Consider the following 15,380-nt stretch of genomic DNA (forward strand, 5'->3'; position numbering starts at 1 on the left):
CGGGCCAGGTGAGCGCCTGCTCGGTGCACCACCAGTACTCCTCCAGGGTCTCGCCCTTCCAGGCGAAGACCGGCACGCCCCGCGGGTCCTCCGGGCTGCCCTCCGGGCCGACCGCGATGGCGGCGGCGGCGTGGTCCTGGGTGGAGAAGATGTTGCAGGAGCACCAGCGGACCTCGGCACCCAGCGCGACCAGGGTCTCGATCAGCACCGCGGTCTGCACGGTCATGTGCAGCGAGCCGGTGATCCGGGCCCCGGCCAACGGCCGGGAAGCGGCGTACTCGGCCCGGATCGACATCAGGCCGGGCATCTCGTGCTCGGCGAGCTGGATCTCCTTGCGACCGAACGGGGCCAGGGAGAGGTCGGCGACCTTGAAGTCGCCGGTGGGCTGGTTCGACATGCGAACTCCTCGTGGGAAGGTCCTGGTTGCGGGTGTGCTGAGCGGCAGAGGGCGCACGGGAGCGACCCTCTGCTGCGGCACAATCCGTCGGAGGACCTCTCTCCCTCGACCGGAGCCTCGCTCCGATCGACCGCCATCAGCAGCGACGTTTGGCACTGCTGACGAATCTACACCGATCGGGCGCGGCTCAGTGGGCGTTCCGGCCCGGTCCGCCCGGAGTGGCGTCGGCGTCGGGGCCCGCGAGGGCCTTCTCCTCGGAGTAGACGTCGGGCTCCAGGTAGATCGCGCGGGCGATCGGCACGGCCTTGCGGACGCGCACCTCGGCGTGGTCGATCGCCTCGGCGACCACCGCGGCGCTGTCCTCCGCGTTGACCCCGATCTTGGCGGCGACCAGCAGTTCCTCGGGGCCGACGTGCAGGGTGCGCATGTGGATCACCGAGGTGACGGTGTCGTGGTCGACCAGCGCCTCGCGGATCCTCGCCACCACCTCGGCGTCGGCGGACTCGCCGATCAGCAGCGACTTGGTCTCCAGCGCCAGCACCAGCGCGATGACCACCAGCAGCACGCCGATGCACAGGGTGCCGATGCCGTCCCAGACCGCGTCGCCGGTGATGACGGTCAGGCCGACGCCGCCCAGCGCCAGCACCAGGCCGATCAGCGCGCCGGTGTCCTCCAGCAGCACGACCGGCAGCTCGGGGGCCTTGGCCCGGCGGATGTAGGCGGGCCAGCCGTGCTGGCCCTTGTCCTTCGACGCCTCCCGGTAGGCGGTGAGGAAGGAGTAGCCCTCCAGCAGGATGGCGAAGACCAGCACGCCGACCGGCCAGTACCAGTTCTCCAGCTCGTGCGGGTGGGCGATCTTCTCGTAGCCCTCGTAGATCGCGAACATGCCGCCGATGCTGAACAGCACGATCGAGACCAGGAAGCCGTAGACGTACCGCTCGCGGCCGTAGCCGAACGGGTGCTCCTCGGTGGCGGCCCGCTGCGAGCGCTTGCCGCCGACCAGGAGCAGCACCTGGTTGCCGGAGTCCGCGATCGAGTGGACGCCCTCGGCGAGCATCGAGGAGGACCCCGAGAACGCGAACGCCACGAACTTGCTGACCGCGATGCCCAGGTTCGCGGACAGTGCCGCGACCAGTGCCTTGGTGCCGCCTTCGGTGCTCAACCCGGTACGTCCCTCCGCGCGGGCCCGGGACTTTGCCGGGCCTTTGTTGACGAGGGGACGATACCGTGTCAGCCGCGGGTGGCCAGGCCCAGGTACACCGCTGCGAAGTCGGTCAGGCCGATCAGCTCGGCCAGCGCCTGCACCGGGTCCTCCAGGCTGGAGGCGTGCTCGCTGACCCGCACCTCGTGCGCGGCGGCCAGGCGGCGGGCCCGGGCCACCGGCCAGCCGGGCTGCTCCAGTTCGGCCACGCCGGGGGTGTGGCGCAGCAGCAGGACCTGCAGTTGCAGCGGCACCGGCTCGTCGACCCGGTCGCGGAAGAAGTCGTCGGGGTCTCCCCCGGCGCCCAGCCGGCCGGCGAACATGCCGCGGTGCGCGGTCAGCGCCTGCGGGAGCCGGGCGGCCAGCGCGGGCAGTCCGGCCCGGTCGGCGAGGGCGGCGGCGAACCGCTCCCCCGCGGCGGCGGCCGGGGCGCCCTCGGACCACAGCAGCGGGACGGTCTCGGCGATCCGGCTCGCCAGGGACTTCGCCGGGTTGTCGTACGCCTGGGCGTCGGGGCGGCAGCGCACCGCGATCTCGTCGAGGCGGTCGGCGGCGGCCTCCAGCGCGCCGGGGGCGAGCTGGGCGACGCCGATCCGGTCGGCCAGGGCCAGCAGCGGGGCCAGGAAGGCCCACAGCGCGGCCGGGTCCTCGGCCGGGAGGTCGGGTTCGGCGTCGGCGCCCTCCGGCTCCACCGCGCTCGGTTCGAACGGCAGCGGCAGGGCGCGCACCTGGAGCGCCGCCTCGAACAGCTCCGAGCCCTCGGGGGCGATCACCGCGATCGCGCAGCCGCGGCCGTACGCCTGCTCGGCCAGGTTGATCAGACCGCCCTCGCGGCCGTTCTCGCTGGCGACCACGATCAGGTCCAACGGACCGGCCCAGCCGGGCAGTTGCCACGTCCCGCCGTCGGTGAAGGCGAAGCCGCCGGGGCGGGCGTCGGCGAGCGGCAGCGGCCAGACCTGGCTGCTGGGGACGGCCAGCGCCGCCAGCACCGCGGCCGCGGTCAGGACGCCGCCGTGCCCGGCGACCAGCACGGCGCGCGGCCGACCGTCGGGGTTCAGCGTCCGGAGGCCGGCCGCGTCGGCCCGGCGCAGGGCGATCCTTATCCGGGCGCCGGCCCCGGCCAGGGCCAGCAGCTCGCGCCGTCGGTCGGCGCGCTGCAGGGCGGCCGGGTCGTCCAGCAGGGAGTCGTCGAACATGGCGGCTGTCCTCCAGCGGCTGGCGGGGCAGGGGTCAGGACGGGCGGCGGGCCTCGTCCACCAGCAGGACCGGGATGCCGTCGCGCACCGGGTACACCAGGCCGCAGCCCTCGCCGGTGCAGCGCAGCTCGTGCACCTCGCCCTCGGTCTCCTCGTCGAGCGGGGAGCGGCACTCCGGGCAGACCAGGATCTCCAGCAGGAAGGACGGCAGGCTCATGGCGTTCGGACTCCGGGGGCTCGGGCGGCGGGTGCGGAAGGCCGGTGACACAGCAGTACCCCGGCCGGTGGCAACCCTACCGGCCGGGGCACGCGAAAAGTCAGCGGCGGGCTGACGGGGGCGCGGTCAGCCGCGGACGATCGCCAGCACGCCGTCGCGCAGTTCGGCCATCTTCGCCGGGTCCTTGGCCTCGGCGTTCAGGCGCAGCAGCGGCTCGGTGTTGGAGGCGCGCAGGTTGAACCACCAGTCCGGACCGGCCACGGTGAGGCCGTCCAGCTCGTCGGTGGTGACGCCCTCCAGGCCGGCGTAGGCGGCGCGCACCTTCTCGGTGGCGGCGGCCTGGTCGGCGACGGTGGAGTTGATCTCGCCGGAGGCGGCGTACCGCTCGTACTTGGCGGTCAGCGCGGACAGCGGGCCGTCCTGCCCGCCGAGCGCGGCCAGCACGTGCAGGGCGGCCAGCATGCCGGTGTCGGCGCGCCAGAAGTCGCGGAAGTAGTAGTGCGCGGAGTGCTCGCCGCCGAAGACCGCGTCGGTGTTCGCCATCTCCTGCTTGATGAAGGAGTGGCCGACCCGGGTGCGGACCGGGACGCCGCCGAGGTCGCGGACCACCTCGGGCACCGTCCACGAGGTGATCAGGTTGTGGATGATCGTCGGGTTCTGCTCGCCGTTCGCCCGGGCGCGGGCGATCTCGCGCTCGGCGACCAGGGCGGTGATCGCGGACGGGGAGACCGGGTCGCCGTTCTCGTCGATCACGAAGCAGCGGTCGGCGTCGCCGTCGAAGGCCAGGCCGATGTCGGCGCCCACCTCGCGGACCTTGGCCTGCAGGTCGACCAGGTTGGCCGGGTCCAGCGGGTTGGCCTCGTGGTTGGGGAAGGTGCCGTCCAGCTCGAAGTACATCGGGACGACCTCCAGCGGCAGGCCGTCGAAGACGGTGGGGACGGTGTGGCCGCCCATGCCGTTGCCCGCGTCCACCGCGACCTTGAGCGGGCGGATCGCGCTCAGGTCGACCAGCTTGCGCAGGTGGTCGGCGTAGCCGCCCAGGGTCTCCTTGGCCGACAGCGCGCCCACGGCGGCGACCTCGGCGGCCGGGACGTGCACCTTGCCGTCCTCGTCGAGCCAGGACTCGACCAGCTCGCGGATGTCGGACAGGCCGGTGTCCTGGCCGACCGGGGCGGCGCCCGCGCGGCACAGCTTGATGCCGTTGTACTGGGCCGGGTTGTGCGAGGCGGTGAACATCGCGCCGGGCAGGTCCAGGCTGCCGCTGGCGTAGTACAGCTGGTCGGTCGAGCACAGCCCGATCTCCACCACGTCGGCGCCGCGGGAGGCCGCGCCCTCGGCGAAGGCGCGGGACAGCGACGGCGAGGAGGGGCGCATGTCGTGGCCCACGACCACCGCGCTGCCGCCGACCACCTCGACGAAGGCAGCGCCGAAGGCGTACGCCAGCGACTCGTCCCACTGGTCCGGCACGACGCCCCGGACGTCGTACGCCTTCACAAGCTGCTTGAGGTCCCGCACCAGATTGCTCCCGTGTGTGTGCTGCAACGTGCTGCGGACGCGCCGGGCCTGCCGGTGCGCGCCGCAGAGGGGCAGCGTACCCGGCCGGGGTGGGCGCCAGGCGCCGTCCTCGCCCGGGCGGGCTCAGCTCTCCGGGGAGCGCAGCACCCGCAGGTGGCCGCGGCGGCCGGACTCGCCCTCGGGGGACGGGCCCTGACGCGGCGTGCGCTCCTGCGGGCGGGCCGCCTCGCGGACGGCGTTGGCCAGGGCCTCCAGGTCGTCGCTGCTGCGGCGCAGCGGGCCGCTGTCGCCCGCCAGGCGGACCACGTCCCAGCCGCGGGGGGCGGTGAGGCGCTCGGCGTGCTCGGCGCACAGGTCGTAGCAGTGCGGTTCGGCGTAGGTGGCCAGCGGGCCGAGCACCGCGGTGGAGTCGGCGTAGACGTACGTCAGCGTCGCCACGGCCGGCCGGCCGCACGCGGTCCGCGAACAACGACGTACAGAGCTCACGAGGGTGGACGGTACCGCAAGTAGGACCGGCCCGCGAAGACCCGCCCCCCGGCTCGCGTGTCCCGTCGCCGTTACGCGCCGTGCTGGAGTGGTCCACTTCCGGGCATCCAGGGACTACGCTCGACAGTGCTATGGACAGCTCGACACCCTCGTCCCCGCCCGGGCCCGGCCGCCGCAAGCACCGCGACCGGCACGGCCGCGGCATGCGCGGGCCGCTGGCCCCGCCGCAGGTGCCCATCTCGCTGACCCGCTCCGAGCTCTTCGACGACTACGTCCGGGAGTCGATGGAGCGGCTGGTCCGGCGCTGGCCGCAACTGGAGGACGTGGAGTTCGCCGTCCTGGAGGTGCCGCTGCCCGCCAAGGGCGAACCGGAGCCGGACACCGTGCCGCTCGGCCGGGCGGTGCCCGGCGCGGCGGGGCGGCGCAGCCGGATCCTGGTGTACCGGCGGCCGGTGGAGATCCGGGCGAAGGCCAAGGAGGACCGGGCGGCGCTGGTCCACGAGGTGCTGATCGAGCAGGTCGCGGAGCTGCTGGGGCTCTCGCCGGACGCGATCGACCCGCGCTACGGCGAGGAGTGAGGAGCGGGGCCCCGTGGGGGCCCCGCTCCCCCTCGGGCGCTACCTCGTGCCCAGGACGACGCCCGGGTCCGCGGCGACCCGGGGCACCTGGACGGTGGCGTGGTCGTCGCGGAACCGCTGGGTGGTGAAGGTCGGGACGTCCTTGGTGACGGCGCTGAGCTGGCGGGTGGCCAGGACCGGGCCGCCGCTGACGGTCTGCACGGTCAGCGCGTAGGGGCCGTTCGCGCCGGCCGGGTCGATGCCCTCGACGGAGACGGTGGTGCCGGCCGGGACGTCGACGTCCTTGCTCGCGGGGGTGCCGCCGTTCGCGCCGGCCGAGCTGGTGACCTTGACCTTGGCGTCGGTGTCGACGGCGGTCAGCATCAGCTTGGTCTGGCCGGCCCGGTTGTCGGCGATCGTGGCGCGGGCGCCGACCGGGCTGCCGCCGGAGAGCCAGGCCGCCTCGGTCTTGCCCTTGTTCTCGCGGTCGACCCGCAGGCCGGCCACGATCGGGGTGGGGTGCTCCGCGTTGGAGGGGGTGAGCCGGAGCGCGCTCGCGCCCTCGCGGGTCTCGGCGGCGAACTGGAAGTCGAGGACGGCGGTCATGCCCGCCTTGACGTGGATGGTCTCCTTGCCCGCGGGGGTGAACCAGCCGTTCTTGCCGGAGAGTTGGACCTTGAGGTCGGCGTCGTCGGCGGAGTCGGTGGCGACCACCAGGTGGGCGGTGGTGACGTCGTCGGGGATGCCCGGGACGGTGACGCTCGGGGCGGGGTCAGCGGAGGGTTCGAGCCAGTCGGTGCCCTTGCCGCTGTCGACGGCGTGCACCCCGGCGCCGATCCGGCCGCTGCGGGTGACGACGTGCAGGGCGAGGTCGTCGACCGGGCCCTTGGTGAGGCTGCTGAGCAGCAGCGTCTGGCTCTGGCCGGGGGCGACCGCGATGCCAGTGGCGAGCTCGTTGTCGATCAGGCCCTTGTCGCCGTACATCTTCAGGTCGACGACGGCGGGCAGGGTGTCGGCGTTGACCAGGGTGACGTAGTCGATCCGGTTGGGGCCGGTGCTGGCGCCCGCGAACCAGAAGCTGGTGCCGGAGGGCACGCAGTCGGCGCCGGAGAGGGCGGCGCCGCCGGCCTCGGAGCCGGTGACCTGGGTCGCGGTGAAGCCGGGGGCGAGGTTGCCGGTGGCGGTCGCGAAGGTGCCGGGGGCGGTGTCGCTGTTGTTGGCGGGGCCGGTCACCGGGACGCCGGGCTTGGCCAGGTTGAGCAGGGCGTCCACGGCGGGGGCGGCGGAGGGCTGCCCGGACGGGGCGGCGGCAGACGGGGCGCCGGACGGCGCGGCCGGGGCGGACGCCGGGGCGGAGGCGGCGGGCTGCGCGGGGTTCTGCGCGGCGATCACGTTCTCGGCGCTGGCGTTGGCGATCAGGCCGGTGCCGGTGCCGCCGGTGCCGCCCTCCGGGCTGAACAGGGTCAGGCTGGTGGAGCCGGTGACGCCCTGCATCGGCGGCGGGCAGACCAGCGCGGTGCGCTCGACCTGCGCGGTGGTGCGGCTGCCGCCGGTGCCCGCGGCCGTGGTGGCCGGGCTGCGCAGCTCGGCCGCGCCGAACACCAGGCCGAGCACGGCCACGCCGGCCAGCAGGGACTGACCGGTGCGGCTGCCGCCGGCCACGCCGCTCAGGTCGGGTGCCCTGAGCTTGGGGACCTTGAGCTTGGGGGCCTTGAGCTTGGGCGCCTTCAGGGTGGGCTTCTTCATCGCGGGTCAGCTCCCCGTCCCGGGCTGCTGCGGGTGGCCGCCGCCGTAGGGGTCGTTGGGGTCGTAGTAGGTGGTGGGCTGCTGCTGTTCGGGCAGCCAGGGCTGCTGCTGCCCGTCCTGCTGCGGGTAGCCGGCCGCGTACGGGTCGGTCCAGCCCTGGGCGGGCTGGGCGTCGTAGCCGTACGCCTGCTGCTGGCCGTACTGGTCGTAGCCGTCGCCCTGGTAGGGCGCGCCGACGGGCTGCTGCTGGGTGTGGTCGTAGCCGTAGCCGTCGGTCCGGTAGCCCTGCTGCTGGTACGGGTCGGCCTGGTAGGGGTCGGCCTGGTACGGGTCGGCGAAGGTCTCGGGCCCGGCCTGGTAGGGCGCGGGCTCGGGTTCGGCCGCGGACTGGGCCGGGACGCCGGGGGCGTAGACGCCGGGCTCGGCCTGCGGGTCCTCGCCCTCGCCGCGTTCGGCGAGGCGGCGGGCCCGGCGGCTGCCGGGGACGGGCGCCTGGGCCTGGACCTGGGCGGCCAGCGCCTGGGCGGCGACGACCTCCTCGGGGATGTCGTCGTCGTTGGTGTTGCGGCGGCCGGGCAGCGCCAGGACCAGGACGACGGTGCCGAGCGCGAGCCGTCCCCAGGCCCAGCCGGTGCGGACGACGCTGCCGGCGCGGGTGACGTCGAGCCGGCCGCCCTCGGCGGGCAGCGCGAAGCCCTGCGCCCAGCCGTCCACGGTGACGGCCTTGAGCGGCTTGCCGTTCAGGGTGGCCTGCCAGGCGGGGTCGGCCTGCTCGGCGAGCCGGAGCTGTCGGCCGGCCGGTCCGGCCGGGACGGTGGTCCAGATGTCGTGCTGTCCGGCCGGGACGACCACCGGGACGGTGCCGGGGCTGGTGATCTGCGCCCGGGTGCCGGGGACGCCGGTGATCTGCCACAGGCCGGTGCCGTTGTCGAGGCTGAGCCGGACGATGCCGGGCGTGGTGTCCAGCACGTCCCGGACCTTGGCGATCACCGGGTCCTTCACCTGGACGTAGCTGATGCCGTACCCGGCGAGGGTGCGGGCCAGGTCGCCGCCGGATCCGGCCAGCAACTTGGCGGTGAGCTGGGGCAGTTGCCCGTCGGCGGCGGCGTCCACGGTGCCCTCGGCCTGGCCGGTGGTCAGGCCGGCGCCGCGCACCAGCGCGTACCGGACCGAGACGCCCTGGGCGTCGCCGGTGACGATCAGGGTGCGGGAGCGGTCGGTGGTGTTCCCGGACTCGGCGATGAACGCCGGGACCTGCGCCTCGCTGCCGCGCCGCAGCGGGCCGTCGGCACCGGTGAGCGCCCACCAGACGGCGGTGCCGACCGGGGCGAGGACGGCGGCGGCGAGCACCAGGGCGGCGACCGGCTGGCGCCAGCCGAAGGCGATGCCGGAGACGCGGGTGTTGGCGCCGTCGGCGCCGATCGCGGCGGCGGCCAGCAGCGCGACACCGGCCAGCAGGGTGGCGGGACCGGCCCAGGCGGGGGTCTCGGCGCCGCCCGAGGCGGGGGTGACGGCGGTGCCGGCCACCACGACGGAGAAGACCAGTCCGGCGGCGGCGGCGCCCCAGGCGGCCAGCACCGCGCGGCGGCGGTCGGCGCGCAGCAGGGCGGCCAGCGCGGCGAGCACCACGCCCGCGGACAGCCAGACGGGGGGCGTGCCCGCGCCGCCGGGGTTGACCAGGACCAGGCCGAGCGGGTCGGCGGCCGGGCCGTTGAAGCCGGGGAGGCCCGCCTCCAGCAGCAGCCGGGAGGGGTGCGCGAGGACCTGCAGCGACCAGGGCGCGAGCACCAGCACCGGCGCGCCGAGGATCACCGCGACGCGCAGTCCGAGCAGCCGCACGGCCTGCGCGCCGGAGCCGAACGCGCCGCCGCGGAGCACCGCGTGGACGAGCGCGGCCAGGCAGAGCGGCACGGCGATGGCCCAGGTGAGCGGGACGAAGGCGGTGCTGACGGTGAGCATCAGCACGGTCATCCAGGCGGAGCGCCAGCCGGGGCGGGCGCCCTTGGCGGCGGTCTCGGTGCGGATACCGAGACCGGCGGTGATCGCGGCGGCGCGGGCCAGCGGGGGCAGCAGCACGGCGAGCACCGCGGTGCCGATCCGGCCCTGGGCCAGCGCGCCGGTGGCGGCGGGCAGCAGGGCGTAGGTGGCGCTGGCCCAGGCGCGGACGGCCTTGGAGGCGATCAGCGGCCGGGAGACCAGGTAGGCGCTGACCGCGGCGAGCGGCACCGAGAGCACCACGATCAGGGTCAGCGCGAGGTCGGCGTGGTCGAACAGCGCCCAGGAGAGGACGGCGAGCACGGCGAGGTAGGGCGGGGAGGTCGCGGTGGAGCCGGTGCCGACGGCGTGCCAGGGCGCGGCGTACATGTTCCACAGCCCGGCGGCGCCGTCCGCGGCGGGCAGCAGGGCGCCGCCCTGCAGGTAGCCGGAGCCGATCAGGTTGCGGCAGGCGGCCAGCGCGAACAGCAGCAGCGCGGCGAACAGCACCGGGGCCGGGCGCCGCACCAACTTCTTGAGCAGCGCGAACTGTTCGACCACCAGGTCGTCGGTGTCGTCGTCGCCGGGCCCGGACTCGACGGAGCCGTGCCGACCGGCGCCCGCGTCGTCGGTGCCGCCGATGCCGAGCGAGGAGATCGCGTTCTCGACGGCGAGCCGGACGGTCGCGCCGGGGGCCGGGAACAGCGTCCGGTCGTCCAGCGAGTCGACCGAGCGGGTCCGGCGGCGGCGGGCCCGGGAGGCCATCAGCCGTGGCAGGCGCAGCAGTTCGTGGCCGAGGCCGGCCACCTCGTCGTACGCCTGCCGGGGGTCCTTGCCGACCAGGTTGACGACCACCCGCAGGACCGTGCCGAGGATCAGCCGCAGCAGGACGTACGGGAAGAGCAGGCCCTTGGAGTTGGCGAGCAGGGTGTAGACGGCGCCGGCCTTGTCGACCCGGTGCGGGTGGGCGGGGGCGCAGTCGATGGTGCGGCGTTCGCGGCTGGCGGCCTCGGCGTGCCGGAGCACGGCGTCGGGGGCGACCACGACGCGGTGGCCCGCGGCGTTGACCCGCCAGCAGAAGTCGGTGTCGTCCCGCATCAGCGGCAGGGCCTTGTCGAAGCCGCCGAGTTCCTCGAACACGTCGCGGCGCACCAGCATGCCCGCGGTGGAGACTGCCAGCACCGGGCGGACCTGGTCGTGCTGGCCCTGGTCCTGCTCGCGGCGGTCGAGCCCGGTCCAGCGCCGCCCGGAGCGGGCGATCGTCACGCCGACCTCGAGGAGCTGCCTGCGGTCGTACCAGGAGCGGAGCTTGGGTCCGATCACGGCGGCGGTCGGGGTGGAGTCGGCGACCTGCAGCAGGCGGCGCAGGGCGTCGGTCTGCGGTTCGCAGTCGTCGTGCAGCAGCCAGAGCCACTCGACCGGCTGGGTCTCGCGCGGTCCGCCGCGGCCGAGTTCGTCCTCGCCCGCGAGCGGGTCGCCGAAGTCGTCCCAGCCGCCGGTGACCGGGTCGTAGCCGGACGGGTCGAGGCTGTAGGAGAGGTCCTCGGGGCGCAGCGGCGGGCTGTTGAAGACGGCTTCGCCGACGGCGCGGCCGAAGCCGACCCGGCGGCCGAGGACCTGCGGGCCGCTCTCGGGGAGCCAGTCGCCGAGGGTGTCGGCGAGCAGCTGGGGGGAGTTGTCGGTGGAGCCGGTGTCCACGGCGAGGATCCGCTGGACCTGACGGTCCTGGCCGAGCAGCCCGGCGAGCGCCTGCGGCAGCCAGCGGGCGCCGTCGTGCGAGACGATCACCGCGGTGACCAAGTGGCGCGGGTAGGCGGGCGGCCTGGCAGCGGAGAAGCCGCTCTGGTGGCTGTAGACAGTCATCGGGTGCGCGGACCACCGGTTCGGGTTTGACGGCAGATGACGCACCACACTAACGGCTCCGGGTGGCGCGATCGTCCCCGGTGCGTGTGAAAAGACGGTGCAGCGGGTATCGCGTCCGGCGGCTCCGGCGTTCCCGCGCGGGCGGGGGCGCTCCGGGAATGCGAAAGCGCCCCACCTGTTCGGTGAGGCGCCGGCACGGGTCCGGGTGCTGCGGTCCGGGTGCGCAGGTGCTGCGGTCCGGGTGCGCGCGGAGGGTTCAGACCGCGCTCTTCTTGAGACGGCGGCGTTCGCGCTCGGACAGGCCGCCCCAGATGCCGAACCGCTCGTCGTTGGCGAGGGCGTACTCCAGGCACTCGGCCCGGACCTCGCAGGCCAGGCAGACCTTCTTGGCCTCCCGGGTGGAACCGCCCTTCTCGGGGAAGAAGGACTCCGGGTCGGTCTGGGCGCACAACGCGCGCTCCTGCCAGCCGAGTTCCTCTTCTTCTTCCTCGATGCCCTCACCGATCAACAGCTCAAAGAGCTCGCTCATTCTGGCGCGCCTCCTCTGCCCCTCTTGGCGTCCCCGTGGTGTTGCCGTTGCCGGTGCGGCGGAACGACACGAGAGAAATTACAGTTGCGTCACTCTGGCCTAGTCAAGCCGAGCTCTGGTATTGGGCCAAGGATTCACTCCCCGGAACCAAGCCACTACGAATAGTGTACATATCCGGACAACCCGGACATCGCGCCTGGTCCCTGACCGGCCATCAGGCCTCGCCACCGCTCCCGAGCGAACGCTCCGGGGCGATCTCAGGGCGTCCCTTCCCGGAGATTTTCGCTTCGAAACCTTAATGGGCGCTTATCACCCCATCCGGTGGTTCGGAGCGGATGTGACCCGAATGTCCGTCAGCTCGCCTTGACACTGGAGGGTCGGTTGCGGTCTGCTTGCCCGCATGTCAGAGTTCCCGGCCCCTTCCGCCGACCGGCGCCGCCAGGCGCTCCTCGGCGCTGCCGCGAACTCCTCGTGTTGTCGCCGCTGTCTCCGCTGTATCTAGGCGCACGCGTCCCACCGCGCGCCGCCCCGGAACAGAGGCCGACCGCGCGACAGTCCCCCCTGAACGTCCCCGCGGCACCGGCTGATCCCCTTCCGCAGCCGATCCTCCGAGGACGTCACCGTGCGAATGCCCCGCCTCCGCAAGCGCAACCGCGACCGCAAGCGCTCCCTGCCAGCCGCGCTGCCCGCCCCCCGTCACGCCCCCCGCTGGACCGACGGCCTGAGCGACGTCTCCATCGCGGGCGACCCGCTGGCCTTCCCGCACCTGGCCCGCACCGACCTGCCCGCGCACCCCACCACCCTCGGCGGCTACGCCAAGCTGGTGCGCGAGATCGCCGCCGACCGCGACCGCTGGGAGCCGCTGGTCCGCTACGACGCGCTGACCCGCTGGTACGCCCGGCTGGAGACCGGCCCCGGCTACGAGGTGTGGCTGCTCAGCTGGCTGCCCGGCCAGTCCAGCGGCTTCCACGACCACGGCCGCTCCTCCGGCGTGATGACCGTCGTCCGGGGTGAACTCACCGAACGCTCGCTGACGGCGGGCGGCGAGGGCTCGCGCGCCCTCGCCCCCGGCGGGCTGCGGGTGTTCTCCACGGGTTACCTGCACGAGATGGTCAACGCCTCGCTGGAGCCCGCGGTTTCGATCCACCTCTACACACCCGGCCTGGTCGAGATGAACCAGTACCCGGCCACCGCGCCCGCGGTGGCGAACGCGGCGGGCGACGCGACGGGCAGCACGGCGGGCGACGCGGCGGGCGACGCGGCGGGCAAGGCCGCCGCCGACCCGGCCGCCGCGGACCCGGAGCGTCACCGGGTGCACTGACGCGCTGGCAGGATGAAGCCATGCGAATCACTGCGTTGGCGGGCGGGATCGGCGGAGCCAGGTTCCTGCGCGGGCTGCGGGCGGCCCTCACCCCCGAGGACCGGATCACCGTGATCGGGAACACCGGGGACGACATCCACCTCTACGGCCTGAAGGTCTGCCCCGACCTGGACACCGTGATGTACACCCTCGGCGGCGGCATCCACGAGGAACAGGGCTGGGGCCGGACCGACGAGACCTGGTCCATCAAGGAGGAGATGAAGGCGTACGGGGTCGGACCCGAGTGGTTCGGGCTCGGCGACCGGGACTTCGCCACCCACATCGTCCGCACCCAGATGCTCGCCGCCGGGTACCCGCTGTCCGCCGTCACCGAGGCGCTGTGCGACCGCTGGCAGCCCGGCGTGCGACTGCTGCCGATGAGCGACGACCGGGTCGAGACGCACGTCCGGATCACCGACGCGGACGGGCCGCGGGTGGTGCACTTCCAGGAGTACTGGGTGCGGCTGCACGCCGCCGTCGCGGCCGAGGCGATCGTCCCGGTCGGCGCCGAGAGCGCGAAGCCCGCGCCCGGCGTGCTGGAGGCGATCGCGGAGGCCGACCTCGTGCTGCTGCCGCCGTCCAACCCGGTGGTCTCGATCGGCACCATCCTCGCCGTCCCCGGCATCCGCGAGGCGGTCGCCGCCGCGAGCGCCCCCGTGGTCGGCCTCTCCCCCATCGTCGGTGGCGCGCCGGTGCGCGGCATGGCCGACAAGGTGCTGGCCGCCGTCGGCGTGGAGACCAGCGCGGCGGCCGTCGCCCGGCACTACGGCGCGCGCCGCGACGGTGGGCTGCTGGACGGCTGGCTGGTGGACACCTCGGACGCCGCCGCGGTCGACGAGGTGGCCGCGGCCGGGATCGCCTGCCGGGCCGTCCCGCTGCTGATGAGCTCGGTCGAGGCCACCGCCGAGATGGCGCGCGCCGCGCTGGCGCTGGCCGCGGAGGTCGCGAAGTGAGCGGGGGCACGGGCGCGGGTGCGGGCGGGGGCGCGGGTGTGAGCGTGAGCGACGGGGTGGGGGCCGGGGTGCAGGTGCTGCCGGTGCGCGGCCTGCCGGAGGTCGCGGCCGGGGACGACCTCGCCGAACTGATCGCCAAGGCGGGCGAGTTCGAGGACGGCGACGTCGTGGTGGTCACCTCCAAGGTGGTCTCCAAGGCGGAGGGGCGGCTGGTGCGCGCCGACGACCGGGAGGCCGCGATCGACGCCGAGACCGTCCGGGTGGTCGCCCGCCGCGGCCGGTCCCGGATCGTCGAGAACCGCAACGGCCTGGTGATGGCCGCGGCCGGGGTCGACGCGTCCAACACCCCGCCCGGGACGATCCTGCTGCTGCCGGTCGACCCCGACGCCTCGGCTCGGCAACTGCGTTCCCGGCTGCGGGAGTCGACCGGGCGGCGGCTGGCCGTGCTGATCACCGACACCTTCGGGCGGCCCTGGCGCAGCGGCCTCACCGACGTCGCGATCGGCGCCGCCGGGCTGCCCGTCCTGGAGGACCACCGCGGGCGCTTCGACAACCACGGCAACGAACTGCGGCTCACGATCACCGCCACCGCCGACGAACTCGCCGCCGCCGCCGACCTGGTGAAGGGCAAGGCCACCGGCACCCCGGTGGCGGTCGTCCGCGGCCTGGACGGGCTGGTCACCGAGGAGGACGGCGAGGGCGCCCGCCGACTCGTCCGCTCCGCCGGGCAGGACATGTTCCGCCTCGGCACCTCCGAGGCCGTCCGCGAGGCGGTCACCCTCCGGCGGACGGTGCGCGCCTTCACCGACGAACCCGTCGACGGCGGCGCGGTGCGACGGGCGGTCGCCGCCGCGGTCACCGCCCCCGCCCCGCACCACACCACCCCCTGGCGGTTCGTCCTGCTCGAATCGGCGGAGGCCAGGACCGGACTGCTGGACGCGATGCTCGCCGCCTGGCGGCGGGACCTGCGGGAGCTCGACGGCTGGAGCGAGGAGCGCGTCGCGCGGCGCACCGCCCGCGGCGAAGTGCTGCGCGGCGCGCCGTACTTGATCGTGCCGTGCCTGGTCATGGACGGGTCGCACGACTACCCCGACGAGCGGCGGGCCGCGGCCGAGCGGGAGATGTTCGTGGTGGCGATCGGCGCCGCCGTGCAGAACCTGCTGGTCACCCTCGCCGGGGAGGGGTACGGGTCGGCGTGGGTCTCCTCGACGATGTTCTGCCGCGACACCGTCCGCGAGTCGCTCGGCCTCCCGGCGGGGTGGGAACCGATGGGGGCGGTCGCGGTGGGGCGGGCGGCGGAGGAGCCGAAGGAGCGTCGGGCGAGGGAGGCGGAGGCGTTCCTGACGGTGCGGTGAGTGCAGGGGTCCTTGGTTGCTTCGGGTCGCT

At 74.5% G+C, this 15,380-nt stretch carries 13 protein-coding genes; 4 read left to right on the forward strand and 9 right to left on the reverse strand.

Annotation, left to right across the window (positions count from 1 at the left end):
- From ACFY00_RS36485 to ACFY00_RS36510, 6 genes are all read right to left on the reverse strand, one after another.
- A partial coding sequence (locus tag ACFY00_RS36485; RefSeq protein WP_388038118.1) for an adenosylhomocysteinase occupies positions 1-397 on the reverse strand: 397 nt, incomplete at its 3' end.
- A gap of 187 nt (positions 398-584) precedes the next feature.
- On the reverse strand, positions 585-1,559 hold the full coding sequence (locus ACFY00_RS36490) for a cation diffusion facilitator family transporter (protein ID WP_388038121.1): 975 nt from the start codon (positions 1,557-1,559) through the stop codon (positions 585-587).
- Positions 1,560-1,627: 68 nt separating this feature from the next.
- The gene (locus ACFY00_RS36495) at positions 1,628-2,794 is read right to left on the reverse strand and encodes an SIS domain-containing protein (protein WP_388038123.1); all 1,167 of its coding nucleotides are present in this window, start codon (positions 2,792-2,794) and stop codon (positions 1,628-1,630) included.
- A 34-nt stretch (positions 2,795-2,828) separates the two neighbouring features.
- Positions 2,829-3,011 carry a Trm112 family protein gene (locus ACFY00_RS36500; RefSeq protein ID WP_030461914.1) on the reverse strand — a complete coding sequence of 61 codons (183 nt, stop codon included), beginning with the start codon at positions 3,009-3,011 and terminating at the stop codon, positions 2,829-2,831.
- Between the two features lie 126 nt (positions 3,012-3,137).
- The gene (locus ACFY00_RS36505; protein ID WP_388038165.1) at positions 3,138-4,529 is read right to left on the reverse strand and encodes a phosphomannomutase/phosphoglucomutase; all 1,392 of its coding nucleotides are present in this window, start codon (positions 4,527-4,529) and stop codon (positions 3,138-3,140) included.
- A 120-nt stretch (positions 4,530-4,649) separates the two neighbouring features.
- Positions 4,650-5,012, reverse strand: a complete 363-nt coding sequence (locus ACFY00_RS36510; RefSeq protein ID WP_388038125.1) for a DUF3499 domain-containing protein — start codon at positions 5,010-5,012, stop codon at positions 4,650-4,652.
- Between the two features lie 131 nt (positions 5,013-5,143).
- On the opposite strand from ACFY00_RS36510, the gene ACFY00_RS36515 reads away from it, so the two are divergent.
- Positions 5,144-5,590, forward strand: coding sequence for a metallopeptidase family protein (locus ACFY00_RS36515; protein WP_388038128.1), 447 nt, complete (start codon positions 5,144-5,146; stop codon positions 5,588-5,590).
- Positions 5,591-5,629: 39 nt separating this feature from the next.
- Here the strand turns inward: ACFY00_RS36515 and ACFY00_RS36520 are convergent, their stop codons facing one another.
- The 3 genes from ACFY00_RS36520 to ACFY00_RS36530 all read right to left on the reverse strand — a co-directional run bounded on the left by ACFY00_RS36520 (position 5,630) and on the right by ACFY00_RS36530 (position 11,681).
- Positions 5,630-7,315 carry a DUF5719 family protein gene (locus ACFY00_RS36520; RefSeq protein WP_388038130.1) on the reverse strand — a complete coding sequence of 562 codons (1,686 nt, stop codon included), beginning with the start codon at positions 7,313-7,315 and terminating at the stop codon, positions 5,630-5,632.
- 6 nt (positions 7,316-7,321) lie between these two features.
- Complete coding sequence (locus ACFY00_RS36525) at positions 7,322-11,152, reverse strand: glycosyltransferase (protein WP_388038133.1); 3,831 nt, start codon at positions 11,150-11,152, stop codon at positions 7,322-7,324.
- 256 nt (positions 11,153-11,408) lie between these two features.
- Positions 11,409-11,681: a WhiB family transcriptional regulator gene (locus tag ACFY00_RS36530; RefSeq protein ID WP_033255587.1), complete on the reverse strand. Its 273-nt coding sequence runs from the start codon at positions 11,679-11,681 to the stop codon at positions 11,409-11,411.
- Positions 11,682-12,402: 721 nt separating this feature from the next.
- Here ACFY00_RS36530 and ACFY00_RS36535 point away from each other — a divergent pair.
- Genes ACFY00_RS36535 through ACFY00_RS36545 form a run of 3 tightly spaced genes read left to right on the forward strand, consistent with a single transcriptional unit; the run spans position 12,403 to position 15,349 of the window.
- Positions 12,403-13,002: a cysteine dioxygenase gene (locus tag ACFY00_RS36535; RefSeq protein WP_388038168.1), complete on the forward strand. Its 600-nt coding sequence runs from the start codon at positions 12,403-12,405 to the stop codon at positions 13,000-13,002.
- Between the two features lie 20 nt (positions 13,003-13,022).
- Complete coding sequence (gene cofD / locus ACFY00_RS36540; RefSeq protein ID WP_388038135.1) at positions 13,023-13,994, forward strand: 2-phospho-L-lactate transferase; 972 nt, start codon at positions 13,023-13,025, stop codon at positions 13,992-13,994.
- Between the two features lie 44 nt (positions 13,995-14,038).
- A complete protein-coding gene (locus ACFY00_RS36545) occupies positions 14,039-15,349 on the forward strand; it encodes a coenzyme F420-0:L-glutamate ligase (protein WP_388038138.1) in 1,311 nt (436 codons plus the stop codon).
- Positions 15,350-15,380: the final 31 nt, after the last annotated feature.

The sequence above is a fragment of the Kitasatospora sp. NPDC001540 genome, from assembly GCF_042894345.1.
GTDB classification, from domain to species: Bacteria; Actinomycetota; Actinomycetes; order Streptomycetales; family Streptomycetaceae; genus Kitasatospora; species Kitasatospora phosalacinea_C.